Raw genomic sequence first — 19,378 nt, forward strand, 5'->3', positions numbered from 1 at the left:
AGTCAGCCCCATGTCCAAGCGCGATGTAGTTTTTCCACCCGCCCGCCACGCCCTGTACGAGCGTCACCGTTACTCGCCGGCGATTCGCTCCAACGGTTTCCTGTTTGTCTCAGGACAAGTCGGCAGTCGCGAGGACGGTTCGCCCGAAGCGGATCTGCGCGATCAGGTGCGCACGGCTTTCAACAACCTCAACGCGATCCTCGCTGCGGCCGGTTGCAGCTTCGATGATGCGGTGGATGTCACCGTGTTCATGGTCGACCCGCATTCGACGTTCGAAACCATCTGGAGCGTGGTGCCGGAGTTCTGGGGCGAAGCGCCGTTTCCGACGGTGACGGCTGTCGGCGTGACCTGGCTCGCGGGTTTCGATTTCGAGATCACGGTGATTGCCAAACTGCCGGAAGCGGCTTGACCGGTACAGCACACAGACAGACACAACGCGCCGGCAGGGAGGCTGGCCAATCTCCTCGCGAATGCGTATAACCTCGCCGTTTCGTCTACCCTGACGTGGCGCGCCGCTCTGTAGCGGCAGCCCTTCGAATGTTGACGCTTACGAAACGGAGAATTCTATGTTCAAGCGTACCCTCGCCCTCACCGCCGGCCTGGCCCTGTCCTTTTCTGCCCTGATGACGCAAGCCGCTGATGTCCTGCGCGTCAGCGCGATTCCCGACGAAGCGCCGACCGAACTGCTGCGCAAGTTCGAACCGCTGGGCGCCTATCTTGAACAGCAGTTGGGCATGAAGGTGCAGTTCGTCCCGGTCGCCGACTACCCGGCGGTGGTTGAAGCCCTGGCCACCGATCGCCTCGACATGGCCTGGCTCGGCGGTTTCACTTTCGTGCAGGCCCGCTTGAAGACCGACGCCACCACCCCAGTGATCCCGCTGGTGCAGCGTGAACAGGATGCGCAGTTCACCAGCAAATTCATCACCGCCGACCCGAACGTAAAAAGCCTCGCCGACCTCAAGGGCAAGACCTTCGCCTTCGGTTCGGTGTCGTCCACCTCGGGCAGCCTGATGCCGCGTTACTTCATGTTGAAGAACGACGGCATCAAACCTGAAGCCTATTTCAGTCGTGTCGCCTACTCCGGCGCGCATGACGCCACCGTTGCCTGGGTGCAGGCCGGCAAGGTCGATGCCGGTGTGTTGAACGCCAGCGTCTGGCAGAAACTGGTCGATGCCGGCAAGGTCGACACCACCAAGGTCAAGGTCTTCGCCACCACCCCGACCTACTTCGATTACAACTGGACCGTGCGCGGCACCCTCGACAAGGCACTGGCAGCGAAGATCAAGAAAGCCTTCCTCGATCTGGACCCGGCCAATCCTGAGCAGAAGAAGATCCTTGATCTGCAAGCCGCCAGTCGCTTCATCGACACCAAGCCCGAGAACTACAAGGGCATCGAGGAAGCCGCCCGCGCCGCCGAACTGCTGAAATGACCCTACGCCTCACCCAGGGCAGCCTGCGCCATGCCAATGGCGTCGATGCCCTTCGCAATATTGATGTGCAGATTGGTGTCGGCGAACAGGTCGCGATCATCGGCCCGTCCGGCGCCGGCAAATCGAGCCTGCTCAATTTGTTGGCGACGGCGCTAAAACCCAGCAGCGGTGACATCGAAGTGCTCGGCGAACGCGCCTGGCACTTGTCGGCGCGCCAGCGTCAGCGCCTGCGTGCGCGCATCGGCCTGGTGCATCAGGCGCCGCCGATTCCGCCGCGTCAGCGGGTGATCACGGCGGTGCTGGCCGGCAAGCTTGGCCAGTGGAGTCTGGGTAAAAGTCTATTGAATCTGCTGCATCCGCTGGATGTCGCAGGCGCCCGCGCGGCGTTGGCGCGGCTGGATCTGGGCGACAAACTGTTCGCCCATTGCCAGCAGTTGTCCGGCGGGCAGTTGCAGCGCGTCGGCATTGCGCGAGTGCTGTATCAAGCGCCAGAAATATTGCTTGCCGACGAGCCGGTGTCAGCGATGGACCCGGTGCTCGCCGGCCACACGTTGTCGATCCTGTCGCGCCACGCCCGTGAGCACAACGTCACGCTGGTGGCGAGCCTGCACGCGGTGGATCTGGCATTGGCGCACTTTCCACGGATCATCGGCTTGCGCGACGGGCAGATTCTGTTCGATTGCCCTTCTGATCAGGTCAGCCGCGACAAGCTCGATGCGCTGTACGCCAATGAACAACTGCAATCGCCAGCACCGGCGGTCGCGCCTTTGATTGTGCAGATTCCGCGATGCTGAAAGCTGACTCACCGGACCCGGCGGCGTGGCCGCGATTGTTGCTGACGCTGCTGGCGCTGGCCCTGTTGTGGCCGGGCATTCAGCTCCGTGAGCTGGACCTGGGCGTGTTGTTTCAGGCCGATAGTCAGCACGAAATGGGCCGTTTCGTTTCGGCGTTCTGGCCGCCGGCGCACGATCAAGCGTTCCTGCAATTACTTTTCAAAGCGACCCTGCAAACCCTGGCAATTGCCACGGCGGGCATGGCCCTGGCCCTGCTGCTGGCGGTGCCGGCAAGCCTGATCGCCAGCCGCGCGCTGTCCCTCTCGGCGGCGTCACGGGGCGGCGTGCCGAGCCTGCCCGGGCGCTTGCTGCGCTGGCCGGTTCGCGGCTTGCTGATTTTTCTGCGCAGCGTGCCGGAAATCGTCTGGGCGCTGTTGTTTGTGCGCGCGGTCGGCCTCGGCCCGGCGGCAGGCGTGCTGGCCATCGCCATCACTTACAGCGGCATGCTCGGCAAGGTCTACGCGGAGATTTTCGAATCCACCGACCAGCGCCCGGCGCACGCGTTGTTGCAGGCCGGCAGCGGGCGATTGGCGGCGTTTGCCTACGGCACGCTGCCGAATGTCGCCGCCGACCTGCTCTCGTACACGGTGTATCGCTGGGAGTGCGCGATCCGTGCCTCGGTGGTGATGGGCTTTGTCGGTGCCGGTGGGCTGGGGCAACAGATCGACCTGTCGATCCGCATGTTTGCCGGCGGTGAAGTCGCCAGCATGTTGCTGACGTTCCTGCTGCTGGTGCTGTGCGCCGACCAACTCAGCCGCTTACTGCGCTGGAGGCTGACATGAGGCGCGTGATCAATCTGCTGCTGATCGTCGCCATCGCGCTCTCGGTAGTCGCATCTTTCGCTTATCTGGAACTGGACCTCGCCGAACTGGGCAGCGCCAACAGCCTCAAGCAAATGGGGAGTTATGTGCAGCGCTTTCTCAGCCCTGACTTAAGCGCCGGCTACCTGAAAGCCATCGCCCACGGCTCACTGGAAACCCTGGCCATGTCCGCGCTGGGCACCTTGCTCGCGGCATTGTTCGGCATCGTCCTCGCGCTGCCCGCTGCAGGGCGTTTCGGGTGGCCGCTGCAAAGTGCGGCGCGTCTGCTGCTCAACGGCTTGCGGGCGATTCCGGAGCTGGTCTGGGCGGCGCTGATGGTGCTCGCGGCCGGGCTCGGCCCCAACGCCGGCACTCTCGCCCTCGCCTTGCACACCACCGGCGTGCTCGGTCGGCTGTTCGCCGAAGCCTTGGAAAACACTCCGCCACAACCCGCCGAGGCGATTCGCTTGCAGGGCGGCAATCCGATTCTGGCGTTCTGCTACGGCACCTTGCCGAACCTCGCCCCGCAACTGCTCGCCTACTGCCTGTATCGCTGGGAAAACAACATCCGCATGGCCAGCGTGCTGGGTTTCGTCGGTGCTGGCGGCCTGGGCCAGATGCTGTATGTCAGCCTGAGCCTGTTCCAGGAAGCGCAGGCCAGCACGGTGATTCTGGCGATGCTGTTGCTGGTGTTTCTGGTCGACTGGCTGAGTGCCTGGAGCCGGCAGCGTTGGGTCAAAGCGTAGGCCCAGTGGATATTCGCCAAAAGCTGATTATGCTTCAGGAAACCTTGCAGCCCTGCGAGGCGGTCAGACTGTGCAAGCTTCACGCTAGAGCAACGGCGGCAGATGCCAACGGGCCAGAGTGCGACAGGCAGTAACGGGGGACTCCGGCCTACAACAATAAGCACGACGGAGAACACCCATGGCCACAATCGACACAGCATCCACCGGCACACCGCCCCGCAGCGGCGGCATCACCAGGGAGGAGCGCAAGGTCATCTTCGCTTCCTCGCTGGGCACGGTTTTCGAGTGGTACGACTTTTACCTCTACGGCTCACTGGCGGCGATCATCGCCAAGCACTTCTTCGCCGGTGTCAACGAAACCACTGCATTCATCTTTGCCCTGCTGGCGTTCGCCGCCGGGTTCGCAGTGCGGCCGTTCGGCGCGATCGTCTTCGGGCGACTCGGCGACATGATCGGGCGCAAGCACACATTCTTGATCACCATCGTGATCATGGGGGTGTCGACGGCGATTGTCGGTCTGCTGCCCGGCTATGCGACCATCGGCGTTGCCGCACCGGTCATCCTGATCACCCTGCGTCTGCTGCAAGGTCTGGCGCTGGGCGGGGAATACGGCGGGGCCGCGACCTACGTGGCCGAGCATGCACCACGCAACCGGCGCGGCTTTTTCACTTCGTGGATTCAAACCACCGCCACCCTCGGTCTGTTCATGTCGCTGCTGGTGATTCTCGCCTGCCGCACGGCGCTGGGCACCGAAGCGTTCGAGGCGTGGGGCTGGCGGATTCCGTTTCTGCTGTCGATCATTCTGCTGGCCGTGTCGGTGTACATCCGCCTGCAACTGAGCGAGTCACCGGTGTTCCAGAAAATGAAGGACGAAGGCAAGGCCTCGAAGGCGCCGCTGACCGAATCCTTTGCGCGCTGGGACAACCTCAAAGTGGTGATCATGTCGCTGCTTGGCGGTACCGCCGGGCAAGCGGTGGTCTGGTACACCGGGCAGTTCTATGCGCTGTTCTTCTTGCTGCAAACCCTGAAGATCGACGCGCAGACCGCCAACCTGCTGATCGCCGGCTCGCTGTTGATCGGCACACCGTTCTTCGTGATTTTCGGCAGCCTGTCCGATCGCATCGGGCGCAAGCCGATCATCATGGCCGGATGCCTACTGGCGGCACTGACCTACTTTCCTATCTTTCATGCGCTGACCCAGTACGGCAACCCGGACGTGTTCGTCGCCCAGGAAAAAAATCCGGTCAAGGTCATCGCCAGTCCCGAGCAGTGCTCGTTCCAGTTCGATCCGGTGGGCAAGGCCAAATTCACCAGTTCCTGCGACCTGGCGAAAACCCTGTTGGCGAAACGCGCAATCCCGTACGAGAACGTCGCCGCCGAACCGAACACGGTCGCGCAGGTGCGCATCGGTGACCGCGTCGTCGAGAGCTTCGAAGGCAGCGCCCTCCCCGCCGCCGACTTCAAGACCCGCAACGACGCCTTCACCGCCAACCTCGCCGCGGCGCTGAAAGATGCCGGTTACCCGGAAAAAGCCGACCCGGCGAAAATCAACTACCCGATGATGCTCCTCCTGCTGACCGTGCTGGTGATCTACGTGACCATGGTGTATGGCCCGATCGCCGCGTGGCTGGTCGAACTGTTCCCGACGCGCATCCGCTACACCTCGATGTCGCTGCCCTACCACATCGGCAACGGCTGGTTCGGTGGCTTCCTGCCGACCGTGGCGTTCGCCATGGTCGCGGCCACCGGCGATATCTACTACGGGCTGTGGTACCCGATCGTGATTGCAGTCGCGACGGCGATACTCGGCACGTTCTTCCTCCCGGAAACCAAGGACCGAGACATTCTCAAGGACTGAAAATCGCCGCTGTGCCCTCTCCTGCGGGAGAGGGCCGTGGCCCTGAAAAAATTCGAACGTCTGGCGCCGCGCTGTCTCCAATGTGAACACCCACAGGAGGCCAGCGCCATGAACCCCAACGACGACAAAACCCCCAACGCCCCGCCCACCGATGCCAGCGGCAAACCGGTGAACGTGGTCGAACGCGACCTGCAGGACCGCGACGGCAAAACCGAAGGCGTGGACAAGGTCATCACGCCTTCCTCCACTCGGGTCAAAGAACAGGAGGCCGAAGAATTGCAGCGTAAGGTCGACGAGATCGAGCGCAAGGTGGCGGACGGCAACTGAGTGCAGCGTGGCTGTGGCCGCTGCTTTGAGCGGCGGCTGTCAGTCCAATGACCGAAAGCTGATTTCCTACAGAATCGAACTACACCCCTGATCGACTTCACGTGCATCACAAGCGAAGCGTCTGACAGATTTGAATCGTCTGTTTGGAGATGATGAGTCCCTCGTCTTGCCAGTGACGACAACGAGCCCACATCCCCTTTAGACTGCTTCACATTGATCATGGAGGTCATGATGAGCGCTGAACTTTCACTTATCGTTTCAGACTTCGAAACCGAAGAAGAGGCTGCGAGCTATGACCGTTGGTATCGGGCCAAGGTACAAGCCGCACTTGATGATCCACGCCCGCCTGTTCCGCACGACGAGGCAATGGTGCTGCTAGGCCAGATGCTGGAAGAGAGGCGCAAGAATCGACGCGCTGCCGGTTAACTGGAGCAAACCGGCTCTTGGAGATCTGGCTGACATCATCGAATACGTTGAACAACGCAACACTGTCGCTTCAGTTGCACTGCACCAAAAGCTCAGCGCGGCAGCGCGAAGGCTTTCCTGGATACCGCATGGTTTCCGCTCCGGCCGAATACCGGGCACTCGCGAAATGGTCATTAACTCGAATTATTTACTGGTCTATCGGGTGACAGACCAGATCAATATTCTGACCGTATTGCACGCCCGTAAAAAATATCCATACCACTCATAAAAAAAGGCGGCCAACCGGCCGCCCAAACGTACTACACGAGAGTCCTTTTACAACGTCAGCTGACCACGCTCCTCCTCGGTCAGCTGCTGCTTCGCCTGTTCATCCAGCGCCCCGGCGCCGAGTACCTGCACCGGGCTGTCCGGGTTGTAGCCCGTCGTCGGCGCTCGGCTGGCACCATCGCGCGTTGGTGCCAGTTGCTCATTGCCGAAGCTGAGCACCTGCACAGTGAACACCGAGGCCTGGTTCTGCCGCGCCGCCGCCTGTTGCTGACGGGCGACGTCTTCCGCAGCTTGGGTCGCCGAGGTAGCTGCCGAACTGGCCGAGGTGATTGCGCCGGTGTTGACCGCCGACACCACTGACACGCCGGTCGCCTTGCCTTGCACGGAAATGTTCGCGGCGTTGACCACCGTCAGCGCGGCGATGTTGACGTTGCCGGAGACGCGAATCCCCGCCTCGCCGGCATCGATGGTACCCAGTGGCGCGATCAGGTCGATGTTGCCCGGTGCCACCTCGGCGATCGGGTTGAGCGTGGCGATACCGGCGCCAGTGCTCGGCACCGACGGCGACAGCGTGACGTTGCCCCAAGTGTCGTACACACGTTTTGGCGGTGTGTAGACCACGGTGGTTTTCGAGCCGCGACCGGCGTTGATGTCGCCCTCGGCGGACCAGCCGAGAATCGAGCCGCCGAAGGTGGTCATGATCCGGCTCTGACCGAGCAGAATGCTGCCCTGCGAGTACAACTGAATGTCGCCCGAGCCCTGGGTGATGATCCCCGCTGTCGACGGCGGCGCCGCGCCTTCGATGCCAAACACCTGGCCACCGCCCGGCGTGAGCATCTGAATGTCGCCGCCAAACAGCGTCTTGACCCCGGCGCCGCCGTACAGGGTGATATCGCCGTCGTAGCGAATCGGATTGCCGGCCACATCGGTGGTCGGGAACAGCGCCGCAATGGCGTTGCGACCGCGCAGGTAACTGCCGGTGCGCGGGCCATCGGCATCGGTGTATTCCAGGCCGCCGGCGCGCAGTTCGGCGAAGTACACCTGGCGGGCGAAGATCGCCTGCTCGGTACTCGGCAGTGTGGCGTAGAAGGCTTGCGCCTGTTCGTCGCTACCCTTGAAGCCATAACCCAGGCTCAGCCAGCTCTGCAGTTCTTCGACGTAGGTCTTGACCACTTTGCCCGGTTGCGCGCTGAGGGCCACAGCGGAGTCCGCGACGTTTTGCGGGTTCAGGTACCGCGCGATGAAGCGTGAATACTCCGGCCCCTGCACGCCCGCGCCTGCTTGCAGCACAACACTGGCGCCCGGTCGGTTATCGCCTGCGGCAATCGGCCCGAGGCTAGTCACACTGGCGCGGTCCTCCATGAGAATGTTGCGCCCGGCATTGATGTCCAGCAGGCCGGGACCGGCGATGTCAAAGCTGCTGTAAAGAATGTCGCGCCCCGCTGAGACCCGTGACACATCCCGGGGATCGTTATGGATGAACAGATTACCGGTAGACGTCGCCGCATTGGCGCCGCTGCCAATGTCATCGGCCACGGTCGATGGCTGGCCGAGGAAAGTGCCGGAGGCGACAATGTCGCGCCCTGCCAGCATCCACACCGGGCCGGCGGCTTCGTACCAGGTCTGGTTCGACGGTGAAAAGCTCAGCGTCTCGCCACTGCGAACACCGACCAGATCACCACTCAACGCATAGAAACGCGCCGGCGCCTGCACTGCGCTGGAGGAGGAATACGTGTCTGCACCGAAGGCAAACAGCGAGTAACGCAGATTTTTATTGGCCTGCGTGCCATCGCTGCTGTAGTTGCTCACAAGTGGCCTGCCGGAGGTACTGCTGGCAAAACCGTTGAAGGCTGGAGCAAACGGTGTAGCAATGGCCGACAACTTCGCCCCGGACTGATTGATGGCATAACCGCCGGCATAGATCGAGTCACCGGCCAGCAGCTCCAACTGCCCTCGGTTGGACGGCGCCAACAGCAGCGAATATGCGAGCAATGGATAGGCGCTCGCCTGATTGTAGGCGGCGGACGGGCCGGCATAGATCGAACCCTGTGCCGCGACTGCGCGCAGGATCGACGGATAGACAAAGCGGCCATCCGTCGGCGCCGTGTTGCTGCCGGTGACCAATTGGCCGTTGTAGAACTCGGCCATCTGGGTGCTCGGCGCGAGATTGCCGCCAGCGGAAAACAGCTCGATGGCGGTGTGATCGGTCCACAGCGAAAAACTGCTCAAGCCGCCGCCGGCATGCTCGACGCCGTCACGATCGGTGAACGGCGCGGAGTTCTGCAAGCGCACCCGACCTGGATCCGCCGCGCCGCCCAGCACCAGATCGCCGCGTGTGCTCAAACGCATCCCCGAGTCGCCAGGGATCAGCGCCAGGCCTCCGCCGGCATTGCCAACCGTTGCCGTGAACGGATCGTAGGCACGTACTTCGCGCGGGTCCTGCAGGGCGGCTGACGCGCCGTACTGCAAGTTGATGCCGCCCAGCGCGGCACTGTTCATCTCGGCCGCACCGCGCAGATTGATCAATGCGCCTTGCAGGTCATGGCGCGGTACCGAAATGCCGTTCTGCCCTGCCCGAGCCTGCAACGATGGGTTGAGCGTACCGCCGATGCGAATGTCCATGTCGCCGCCGCCGGTCAGTTGCAGGCTGCCGTCGCTGGCGACTCGCCCGGTACTGCCCACCGCCACGATCAAGCCCTGACTGCGCGGATTGAACTGCGTGTCGCCGAGCGTCTTGAGCATGCCGGCATCGCCACCGGCGCGCAGGCTGATATTGCCGCCACCCAGCGTGCCAAATCCGGTGAAGCCCACCAGATAAGGCCCGGTGTCGACACTTTGATCCGGCAGCGGTTGGGTCGCATAGCTGCCGAAATTGATCCACCACGCAGTGGGCACGTCAGCGTTGCCACTGCCCTGGCGCCACAGCCAGTTGCCCACCGAGACACTGGCGACCTGTTCGCGAAGGTCGGCTTGCGAGTTGACGGCGCGACGGCCAACCGTATCGCCGGAAAGCGACCCGCCGGCATGGACAGTGAGATTGCCGCCAAGCGTCGGATACCAGGCCTGGTAGAGACTGTCGGCACCGCCATCCACCCACTTTTCATAGTCGGCGCCGCCGCTGCCCAATACGCTGCCGTTGTCGGTCAGGCGGCCGCGCGGCTGATTGAAACGCGGATCGACATCGCTGGCCTGGGTGCCGGCGGTGTACACACCGAACGGCGAGTCCATGCTCAGATTGCCGGCCGCCAGCAGGTCGAGATCGCCAGTGCCGGTGCGCAGCACGCTGAACATCTGCGTGGGCGGAGAAACCGTGAGGCCGCCCTTGTTGGGGGTGCAGGACGCAGGGTCGGCGTCGCACCAGAACATCTCGTCATCGGGGACGGGCGTCCCGGCCGGCATGCCGGCGATGTTGTCCGGGGCCCAGAGGAACTTGGCCGGTGCGATGCAGGCGCCCGGCAGGATATCGCACAGGTACAGGTCGTCGGCGCTGGCCACATCGCCCGCCGGGTAACCCATAGGGTTGCCCTCAGCCCAGACAGTATCGAGTTGTTTCTCGACCACTTTCAAACCGTAATGGGTGTCGGCCAGACGCAGATCACCGTCGCTGGTCAACGGTTTCACCGCGCGGGTATCGGCCGCCGCCAGATCGGCGCCGGCCACCACGCGCATCGACCACGAGGCACTGCCCGATGGCAACAGGCTCGCCACCGCCCAGTTGCTGCCCTGCTGGGTGGCGTTACTGTAACCACGCAGCTCGATAAACGCAGTGCCGTCGGCCAGGACCACGTCGGTCATCGACGGAATCAGCGACCCGCGCAACAGCGCCAGGGCGCCGCTCAACTTGACGCCGACGGTGGTGTTGTCGGCACCCAGCGCGCCGGGCAGTGGCACACCTTTGGGCCAGAGCATCGCTTGCAGCGCCGTGGCGTTGCTCAAGCGAGTGCCGGCGCCCAGGCGGCTGCCGGCAGGCAGACTGACGCTGTCGCGCAGCAAGGTGCCGGCGGCGTACAACAAATTGCCCAACGCATCGTGGATCGCACCCGCCAGCACGGTTCCGGCGCTGATTGTGTAAGCCTCGGCCAGCGTCCCGTCAGTGGGCAGCACTGTGCCGCTGGCTAACGTGCTGGCCTGAATCGGCAGGTCGTAGTTCAGTGTCGTGCCCGAGGGAAATTGCGTACCTTCGGCCAGAGTCACGCCGCTGCCGGGCACGATCAGGTCGCCGCCAAACGGCTGTACCCCCGGCAGCAGTTTCCAGCCGGCGTCATCGACCGTTTCCGGCGGCGGCGCGAAACCGTCGTTGAGACTGCCGGGGATCTCGAGATTGCCACCGGCGCGCATGACCAGGCGGCCGGATTCGCCGGAGCCGTAAGCCGCGGTCTTCTGCGTGTGCGGATTGAGGCTCGCATAGCGATAACGTGACAGGTCGATATCACCCTCAACCAGCAGGTCGCCATCGCTGCGGTTGCTGACGATCTCGACCCCCGGACGCAGATGGAACGCATCGGCATAGGTGGAATTGTTCAGGCCGGCGAGTTTGCGTTGCAGCAGATCCGAGTTGGCCAGCGCGGCATCAATGAAGTAGGTGCTGTCGACATCGATGCGATCGAACAGCGCCTGATCGATCACTTGATATGGCCGGCCACTGGCGGCCGGATCAACGCCGTCGCGGGCATCGCTGTAGCGGCGCACACCGTTGAGACCGATGGAGCGTGCGCCTTGCACGGTCAGCGTACCGCTGGCGTCGATGGCGATGTCGTTGCTGCCCAGACGCGGCGCATTGAGTTCAAGCGTGCCGCGCGGCAGACCATCGTTCTGTCCTCGCAGATTGCCGACCGGCGCATCGGTGCCGTGGCGCAGATCGATACGGGCACCGGAGGCGAGAGTCAGCATGCCTTCCCCGGCGTTGAGTTCGACCATGGCGCGGTTCGGTGCGTCGATGATCTTGCCGTAGCTGTCGACCCGCAGCACCCGGCCGTGAGCATCGAGCAGCGCATTGCCGGCGACTGTCAGACCGTTTTTCGCCGACAGACGAATGTTGCCGACCCGCTCGCCACTGGCGTCAATCACGCCGGCCACGGTGAGGCTGCCATTGTCCACTGAGACATTGACCTCACCGGCCCTGAGTCCATCGCCAATCAGCAGATCACCTTGCTTGAGCTGGAAGCTACGGCTGCCGAACACTTTGCCGGCATTCAAGCGCTGGTTGAGCGCGGCGAATTGCTCGCTCAGCTCGCCGCCCAGGTTTTGCGCCCGGATATCCACGCCGCCGGCCTTGTACGGCACCAGCGTGCCGCCGGCGTCGTAATAACCGCCGCTGGCGCCAAGGATCTCGCCTTGCAGGTCGACTACCCCGGCGTCGGCCGCCAGCGCCACTGCGCTGAGGCTGCCCGCCTGATGGTTCTGCGCCGACAGATCGATTCGCGAGCCAGCGGCCTGGCGGATATTGCCGTTGTGGCTGAACAACGCCACATCACCGCCCCAGCTGTATTTGTTGACATCGTTGAAGACCAACGTGCGACCGGCCAGATCCAGCCCTGCGTTGCTGGTCAGCGTCAGGTCGTCCTCTGCCTTGACTGTCAATTTGCCGCTGGCCAAAGCGATGCGCCCATCGATCACGACATTGCGCGCCGCGAGCGTCAGCTCGGCGCCCAGCGCATCGGCCGATGCCTGGCCGCCGCTACCGGTCAGGAGCAGATCGTTGCCGGCCTTGAAAGCGTTGACCGAAGCCGCTTCGCCCGTGAGCAAAGGCGTGCGCAGGGTCAGATTGCCGCCGCTGTAGGCGTAGCCGTTGACCGGGTCGTACGCGCCCTGTTGCTGATACACCGCGAGGCTGCCCTTATGGTTGGCGGTGATGCGCTCGCTGGCGCTCAGGTTGACGTTGGCAAACCCCAGCGCAAGGCGATCGTTCTGATCAAGGCCGCTGGCTTGCGGGTTCGGGCCGTAACCGAATTCGATGCGCTGCGCCTGAATGTCCAGTGTGCCTGCCCCGGTGCCAGCCCCCAGGCTGACGACACTGCCGGGACGCTGCGGGGCGCCGTTCCAGGTGAGCCGGGCAGTACGGAGGGTGGCCACGTCAGTAGCCTCGCCCTGACCGTAAATGGCCGGCGTGGTCAGAATCAGATTCTGCAATCGGCTCTGGCCGGTCTGCCGGTCCAGCGTATCGAGGGACAGACTGCCGAAGAAATTGAAAGCGTCGCGGGCGGTCAGGCTCAGGGTTTCCAGTGCGGGAGCGCCGTACTGCGTGTCGCCCTGCAGCAGCCGGTCGAGCACGTTCTGACTGAGGGTCAGCCCCGCCGGCACGCGCTCGCCCGCTGCGGCCAGCGCCTGGGCACTGCCGGCATTCACATTGCCCACGGCCAGGGTCAGGTGGCGGGTGCCGAAGCGTACCGACTCGCCGAGTTCGAACTGTTTGTCAGTGGCGGCGGTGATACTACCGGCCGAATACAGCAGCGCCGGCGCCTTGCACACCTGCGCCAGGCAAGTGCCGATGCGAATGGTCCCGGCCGCCGTGCTGTCGTTCACTTCCGGCGCAAGGACATTGGTCCAGCCGTTGGACGCGAGCAACAGGCTCGCCGCGCCCGGCTGATAGATATAGCCGGCCGAAGAGTCGTACGACACCTCACCACGGCCGAGCGTGTTGATCCCGGCGCCGGCTTCCACCGTGATGCCACCGCGCGCTGTGTTGGTCCGCAAGACCACCTCGGGGGCCGACAGAATCGCCCCTTCGCGCAAGGTGATCGCCGACATCGCGCCCTCGAACGAGATGATATTGCCAGCCGTGGCGTACTGCACGGTTGGCTGTGCACCGAGGGTCAAGCGCCCGGCATTGAGTCTGTTCAGGGTCTCGGCATACAACGACACGCCGCTGAAACCGGCGCTGCGCTGGTGTCCGGCACCGAGCACTTCAATCTCGTCGGCGCCGCCGCGAACCACCGCGCCACCGGTCATCCCGCCTGCGGTCGGCTTGAACAGGACCTGGCCATTGAAATCCACGGCACTGTCGCGCTCGCCGCCCTGAAGCAATAGCAGGTTGAGGGTTTTGCCGTCCATCGGCGCCAGCGCTCGCGGCACGCCACGCCGCGCGGCGTCACTGCGCACGAAGTCGGTGAAGCTGGTTTCGTTGTACTGCGAATAACGGCGCAGTACGTCGGCCGAAGTGATGATGAGCTGGCTGGCGATACTGTCGCGCACGCCGGTGTTGGCAATCGACATCTGCCCGGCACTGCTCCATGAGCCGTTGCGCATTTGCTGCGCGGCGCCCGTGAGACTTTGCGCAACCTGACCATTGACCTCGACCCGAAACGCGCCGGGCAACAAGGCAAAGGTCGAGGGCAGCAGCGTGTAAGTACCAGCCGCCAGGCCCGGCACGCCGACGCCAATCGTCACCTGCTGGCCAATACGCGGATCGACCGCACCAGCCTCACCCAGCATCGGCGCGTAGGCGCTCTGGTTGCCCGGCACGATCGCATAGACCGGGTTGCTGGCCAGCCCCGGCAGACTGAAAGTGCCGTCGGCGGCATTGCGCACCAGTGGGTTGAAACGGGCATCGGTGGAACCGCCGCGTCCCGAGACAAACCCGGCGCCGCGCAGATCACCACCACCGGACAGATCGATAACCGCGCCGCTCTGCACATCGACATATTGCGATTTCAGCGTGACGCCTGCGGGCCCACCGGCGATGCCCTGCAACACCACCGACGCGCCGTCATAGCGATAGTCGATGCCATCGGTGGTGCCGCCATAAGGCATGAGCAGACCGGCGCCGCTGACCGATGTGACACTGCCCGGCAGCAGGTTCAGCTCGCGGGTCTTGGTGAAAATATCATCGCCCAGGCTGATCGCGCCAAGTGGTGCGCGTAGCGTGCCGCCCTGCTCTATGTGGCCGGCGATCAGCGACAGGCTGCCAAACACCGAGTAAGGCAGCGCGACCGGTGCCGGCCCGTTCTGAGCGACGCGCAGGGTGTGCACCGGGTCGTCAGTGCCGTCCTGATAGCCGACGCGCACTTCGGCGGTAACGCCGCTGGCGGGATAGATCTGCGCTGCCGTGAGATTCAAGTCGCCCGCCGTCCACAACTGCGTTTTGCTTTTGTCGGCCGGCGCGAGGAAACGCAGGTCGCCACGGCTGTCCAGCGCCACCTGTTCGAAGCCGCGTCGGCTGACCTCGCTGGCCGGCGCATTCAATTGCGCGATCGAGCCCTTGGCGCCGAAAGACAGGCTGTTGGCCACATCGAGCAAATCCGCCGACGCTGTGAATTGCGCGGACGACAACGCCGGGGTCGGGCTGTTGAGCACTTGCGGACGAATCGAACCGGGGATGGAAAAATACGTGCCGATGCCGGAGAGGCGAATGTACGGCGCCGTCAGATTGATACGCGAGGCGTCCGGCGAATTCTCTGCCAGCGACAACGCGCCGGCATACACATTCAGGCTCTGCTTCATGTGTAGATCGACATCGCCATCGAATGACAACAGGCCGTTGCTGAACAGACTCAGATTGTCGAAACCGCCGGACATCAAGCGGTCGGCGCTCAGACGTGCCTGGCCATAGTGCAAGCCGTCATCGGCAGCGCCTGGCTGCAAATCATTCGGCAACAACGCGGCCTGCGCTTGCTGACCGATGACGATTTCACGCGGACGGCGCACCGTGTTCTGCGCTGCCGACAGCAGGTACAGCGGCGTATCCAGCGCAATCTCCAACTGCCCGCCTGCAGCCGTTGCACCACCCGCCGCAGCCTGAAGCTGCCCATCGATGTACAGACCGTTGTAGGAACTCAGACTGATCCGGCCACCGTCGCTGGCGACTCGGGTCTGACCTTGCCCCACGACATCGATCACAGCCTCGGTGCCGCTCGCCTCCAGCCGCGCGCCCTCGCGCACGATGATGTAGGCATCCGCCGCCGTCGCCGTGGCCTGTTGCGCATTGATCTCGCCGCCAATGACGATGCTGCCGCCCTTGTCGACCTTGCCGTAGGTACGCCCCAGCACATCGCTGGCCGTAGCCGATCGACCGGCAACATCGAGCACTGCCTGTTCACCGATCCAGATCGAGCGATCATGAGCCTGCGGGCCAAGGTTGTCGCCGAAGGTTGCCGGGTTGATCGCGGCAAACTGCTGCTGGCGAATGTCGATGGAACCGCCCCAGGCATTCAGTTCGCCGTTGACGGTGATTTGCCCGCCGCCGCGCAGGTCGATGCGCTGGCCGGGGTCGACAGTGATCCGCGAGCGCTGGCCCAGCGTCAGGGTGCTGGTAGTCGGGTCGATCAACCCGATCCGGCTGGCGCCGGCCTGCAAGGCAAGACTGGCGCCCGCGCGCTGGGTCAGCACGCCCTCGAGCGGATCCTGCTGGTACAAGTCCGGGGTCCACAATTGCAGTGCCGAGCGCGGATCGGCACCGCTGGCCTGGCTGGCAGCCGCCTGGGCAAAGCGGTACACCGGCATCGTTACATCGATCGCCGCACCGTCGGCAAGGTCCAGCCCCTTCAGGCCGATGACGCTGTAAGCGGCGAAACCTTTATTGAACAGATTCGAATTCAATTGCAGCGTGTCATCGGCCAGCGCCTGGTCGGTCTGGCCGATCAGCACTTTGCCGGCCTGAATCGTCAAGGTGCCACCGCCCGTCACGCCATAACCACGAATGTCGCCGTCGAGACGCAGATGCGTGGCGCCCGGCGCGGTAATGGCGTTGGACTCCAGCGTCACATCCCCGCCCTTGCCGCCGCGTGTCTTGCCGTTGACCAACACCGCACCGCCGGAAGACGCGTCGAGCAGGCTGCCGCTGCCGATCTCGATATCACCACTGCTGCGAATCGCGACGCGGCCAGCGTTCACATAGGCCAGGCTGGCGCTGTCATCCGGGTTGGTGCGCAGGTTGCTCCACAGCCCGCGGGTGTCGAGGCGCACGCCGTCGCCGAGCGAAACTCGCGTCGGCTTGCCCGCTTGCGCGGTGATCAGCGTGTCGGTGCGGGTGGTCGACAACAGTTGATTGAGCACGTTGCCCAGTTGCAGGCTGCCGCCGCGCGCGGTCAGGTCGGCGTTGACCTGCACATCCGGCGCGTACAGGGTGATGTCGCCACCGGCATCCACGCTGAGTGCATCGTTGACCTCGATGCGGTCTCTCGCAGCAATTTTCACTGCCCCCGGACGCCAGCTGTCGAGCTGCGCGGTGTCGAGATACAACCTGCCCTGGCGCGCCTCGGCAACCGCCCCGGCAAGTCCGGTATCACCGGCATCGACCGGGCGCTCGCCGCCGAGCTGCACCTGATCGAGCAACGGGTTGAGGCTGTACAACAAGCCCCCGGCCGACGCGATATACGCCGGGTCATAACTGCCGACGATCAATTGCCCACGCCGGGCCAGCGCGGTCTGGCTCTGCGCGTAGCCATCGATGACCGCACGCGGTGCCTGGGTCTGGCGCTCGCCCTGATAGACCTCACCGAGCATCTGCCCCTCAAGCACGGCATTACCGGTGGCAATCACCAACTGACCGGCATCGCGGCCCACGGTGTAGCCGGATTCCCGACGACTGCCCGGCGCAATCAACGGGCTGTAGTAATAGTGGCTTTGGCCCCAGCGTGCGCTGCTGTCCTCGTAGCCTTTGTACAACCCGGTGTAGAGCAGGTCTCCCGGTGCGCCGGACACCTCGTACAACTTGCCATCCGCGCCGCGCAGCCAGCTCTGGCGAATCTCGCCGCTTTGCACATCGAGCGTGCCGCCCGACAGATTGATCAGCGAACCTTTCTCGGTGACCACATCATTGCCAGCGAAGCTCAGCGTACCGCCCTGCGCCATCCACTCGCCGATGCCATGACCCTGGGTGCCAAGGTAGCCGCCCACTTCGAGCAATCCGCCCGCCGTGTACCAGCGATCCGTGGCATAACCATTGGTGCCGGCCGGCACATGCACCAGTTCACGCACGTCGACCCAGATATCGTTGCTGTTGAGCGCACCTTTTTCCCGATTGACCGACGCATCACGCTGCTCGTTGCCTTGCACGTTGATCTTGATGCTGTTGTTTTCCATCGCGACTTTCACGCCAATGGCCCCCGACACATCGATCATCGCGCCGTCGCGCACCACGCTGCGACGCCCCGCCGTCACCGCGACCTGACCACCGGTCGCGAGGGTGATCGAACCCTGCTGGAACTCGACGCTGCCGCCACTCTGAATGTCGATGCGCGACTGATCGCTGCGGATTCTGTTGTTGGCGTTGACCCCGGTCAGCGCCGCCTGATGCTGGCTGTCGAGCGCCGTCAGGTCGCTGCTGTCGAGCAGAATGGCCGTGGCACTGCCCTGCCCCAGCGTGACACTGCCGGTGCTGTCACTTGCCGGGTTGAGCCAATGCACGGTGCCGCGCGTGGCCACCGAAGTGCTGGCCAGCGCCACGCCGTTTTGCTGCACGTCATGCCCGGTCAGGGTGATGTCGCCGGTTGCTGCCTGAATCAAGCCCTGGTTACTGACTTTGCCGGCGGCGGAATCGGCGTTGAAGCCGGGAACCACCTCGTTACCGAACGTCGTGGAAAAACCGTTGCCCTCGGTACCCGAGCCTTTGCGGATATAAAAACGATCGCCCGCGCCAAGCACGGTCTGGCCTTTGGCGGTGCTGATGCTGCCGTCGTTCTGCACTTCGTTGCCGAGCAGCAAGGCATAGCCGCCGGCATCGGTGGACTTGCCGGGCTTGTGGGTTGCAATCGTGGCGCCGCGCTCCACCAGTACCTTGCCAGCGGCGTCGGTGAAGGTCGGTTGACTGGCGCTGCTGTCGACATACAGCCCACGCTCGCTAAATTGAATGTCGGTGATATTGGCAGCGGCGGCGACCAGATTGCGTACGTTGACCTGGCTGCTGCCGCTGAAAACGATGCCGTTGCGGTTGATCAGCATCACCGTGCCGTCGCCCTTGATCTGGCCCTGAATCTGACTCGCCCGCGCCGTCGGATCGTTGACCCGGTTCAGAACCGCCCAATTCGCCTGCTGGGCAAATTCGACGGTGGTGTTACGGCCGACGTTGAAGGTTTCCCAATTGAGAATCGCCTTGTCCGCCGTCTGCTCGATACGCACTTGGGTCTTGCCATCAGCCTGGGTCTGCTGCGGGCCTTTGGCGTTCTGCCAACCCTGCGTCAGGCTGTTGTCGACCTTCAGACCGCCGTCGCCGAGACCGTCCGGGACGAACTGCACCGAACCCAACGCAGTCGCCCGACCGGCCGCCTGCGCAGCCTGTTGTGCGGCGATCGCGGCCACCGTGTTGTTCAACGTCTGAATCGAGCGTTGCAACTGCTGAGTGGCTTTCTGCTGCTGTGCCAGCGGCGGCGCCATGCCCGGCAACCCGCCCGCATTCGGTCGCGCCGCTGCGCTTTGCTGGGCGGCACCCTTGGCGGCAAACCAGCCCGAGCTGAATGCCGTTTGTGCGTGCGCGCTGCCAGCCACCAGACACAACGCCACAGCCTGCGCCAGCGGCTTGAGCAGCCACAGCGCCGGGTCAGCGGTTTCTCGTTGGGACGAGGGGGCGTTGTTACGACGACGGGACGGGCGAGCAAGCATCACGACAAGATCCTTTTCTGATAAGCCGCAGATCGGCAACAACCTGCTGTCAGGACGTAGGCGGTTGTCGCCGGCCACGACCGAACAGATGTCACACAAACTTCATGAATGAGGAGTAACGGCGCCCCACGGCAAAAAAAATGGCAGCCCGAAAACG

Annotated in this window: 10 protein-coding genes; 9 read left to right on the top strand and 1 reads right to left on the bottom strand. The window is 63.8% G+C overall.

The window, feature by feature from the left end:
* Positions 1-10 precede the first annotated feature (10 nt).
* The 9 genes from AEQ63_RS08480 (at position 11) to AEQ63_RS27115 (ending at position 6,688) form a co-directional block, all read left to right on the top strand.
* The gene (locus AEQ63_RS08480; protein WP_064362786.1) at positions 11-409 is read left to right on the top strand and encodes a RidA family protein; all 399 of its coding nucleotides are present in this window, start codon (positions 11-13) and stop codon (positions 407-409) included.
* Positions 410-566: 157 nt separating this feature from the next.
* Positions 567-1,430, top strand: coding sequence for a putative selenate ABC transporter substrate-binding protein (locus tag AEQ63_RS08485; protein ID WP_064362788.1), 864 nt, complete (start codon positions 567-569; stop codon positions 1,428-1,430).
* Complete coding sequence (locus AEQ63_RS08490; RefSeq protein ID WP_064362789.1) at positions 1,427-2,224, top strand: phosphonate ABC transporter ATP-binding protein; 798 nt, start codon at positions 1,427-1,429, stop codon at positions 2,222-2,224. Before AEQ63_RS08485 ends, AEQ63_RS08490 begins: the two co-directional genes overlap by 4 nt.
* On the top strand, positions 2,218-3,045 hold the full coding sequence (locus AEQ63_RS08495) for a PhnE/PtxC family ABC transporter permease (RefSeq protein ID WP_064362790.1): 828 nt from the start codon (positions 2,218-2,220) through the stop codon (positions 3,043-3,045). The genes AEQ63_RS08490 and AEQ63_RS08495 overlap by 7 nt, the downstream gene beginning before the upstream one ends.
* Positions 3,042-3,809: a phosphonate ABC transporter, permease protein PhnE gene (phnE, locus tag AEQ63_RS08500; RefSeq protein ID WP_064362793.1), complete on the top strand. Its 768-nt coding sequence runs from the start codon at positions 3,042-3,044 to the stop codon at positions 3,807-3,809. The genes AEQ63_RS08495 and phnE overlap by 4 nt, the downstream gene beginning before the upstream one ends.
* A gap of 178 nt (positions 3,810-3,987) precedes the next feature.
* A complete protein-coding gene (locus AEQ63_RS08505; protein WP_064362794.1) occupies positions 3,988-5,667 on the top strand; it encodes an MFS transporter in 1,680 nt (559 codons plus the stop codon).
* 108 nt (positions 5,668-5,775) lie between these two features.
* Complete coding sequence (locus AEQ63_RS08510; RefSeq protein ID WP_042606898.1) at positions 5,776-5,994, top strand: hypothetical protein; 219 nt, start codon at positions 5,776-5,778, stop codon at positions 5,992-5,994.
* A gap of 231 nt (positions 5,995-6,225) precedes the next feature.
* Positions 6,226-6,420 (top strand): type II toxin-antitoxin system RelB family antitoxin, encoded by a 195-nt coding sequence (gene relB, locus AEQ63_RS08515; RefSeq protein ID WP_042606822.1) that lies wholly within the window; start codon positions 6,226-6,228, stop codon positions 6,418-6,420.
* A gap of 37 nt (positions 6,421-6,457) precedes the next feature.
* Positions 6,458-6,688, top strand: coding sequence for a type II toxin-antitoxin system RelE/ParE family toxin (locus AEQ63_RS27115; protein ID WP_236705248.1), 231 nt, complete (start codon positions 6,458-6,460; stop codon positions 6,686-6,688).
* 47 nt (positions 6,689-6,735) lie between these two features.
* Here AEQ63_RS27115 and AEQ63_RS08520 read toward each other — a convergent pair whose 3' ends face one another.
* Positions 6,736-19,221: a filamentous haemagglutinin family protein gene (locus tag AEQ63_RS08520; protein WP_064362796.1), complete on the bottom strand. Its 12,486-nt coding sequence runs from the start codon at positions 19,219-19,221 to the stop codon at positions 6,736-6,738.
* Between the last annotated feature and the right edge of the window lie 157 nt (positions 19,222-19,378).

It is taken from the genome of Pseudomonas sp. RIT-PI-o (assembly GCF_001297215.1).
Taxonomy (GTDB): Bacteria; Pseudomonadota; Gammaproteobacteria; order Pseudomonadales; family Pseudomonadaceae; genus Aquipseudomonas; species Aquipseudomonas moraviensis_A.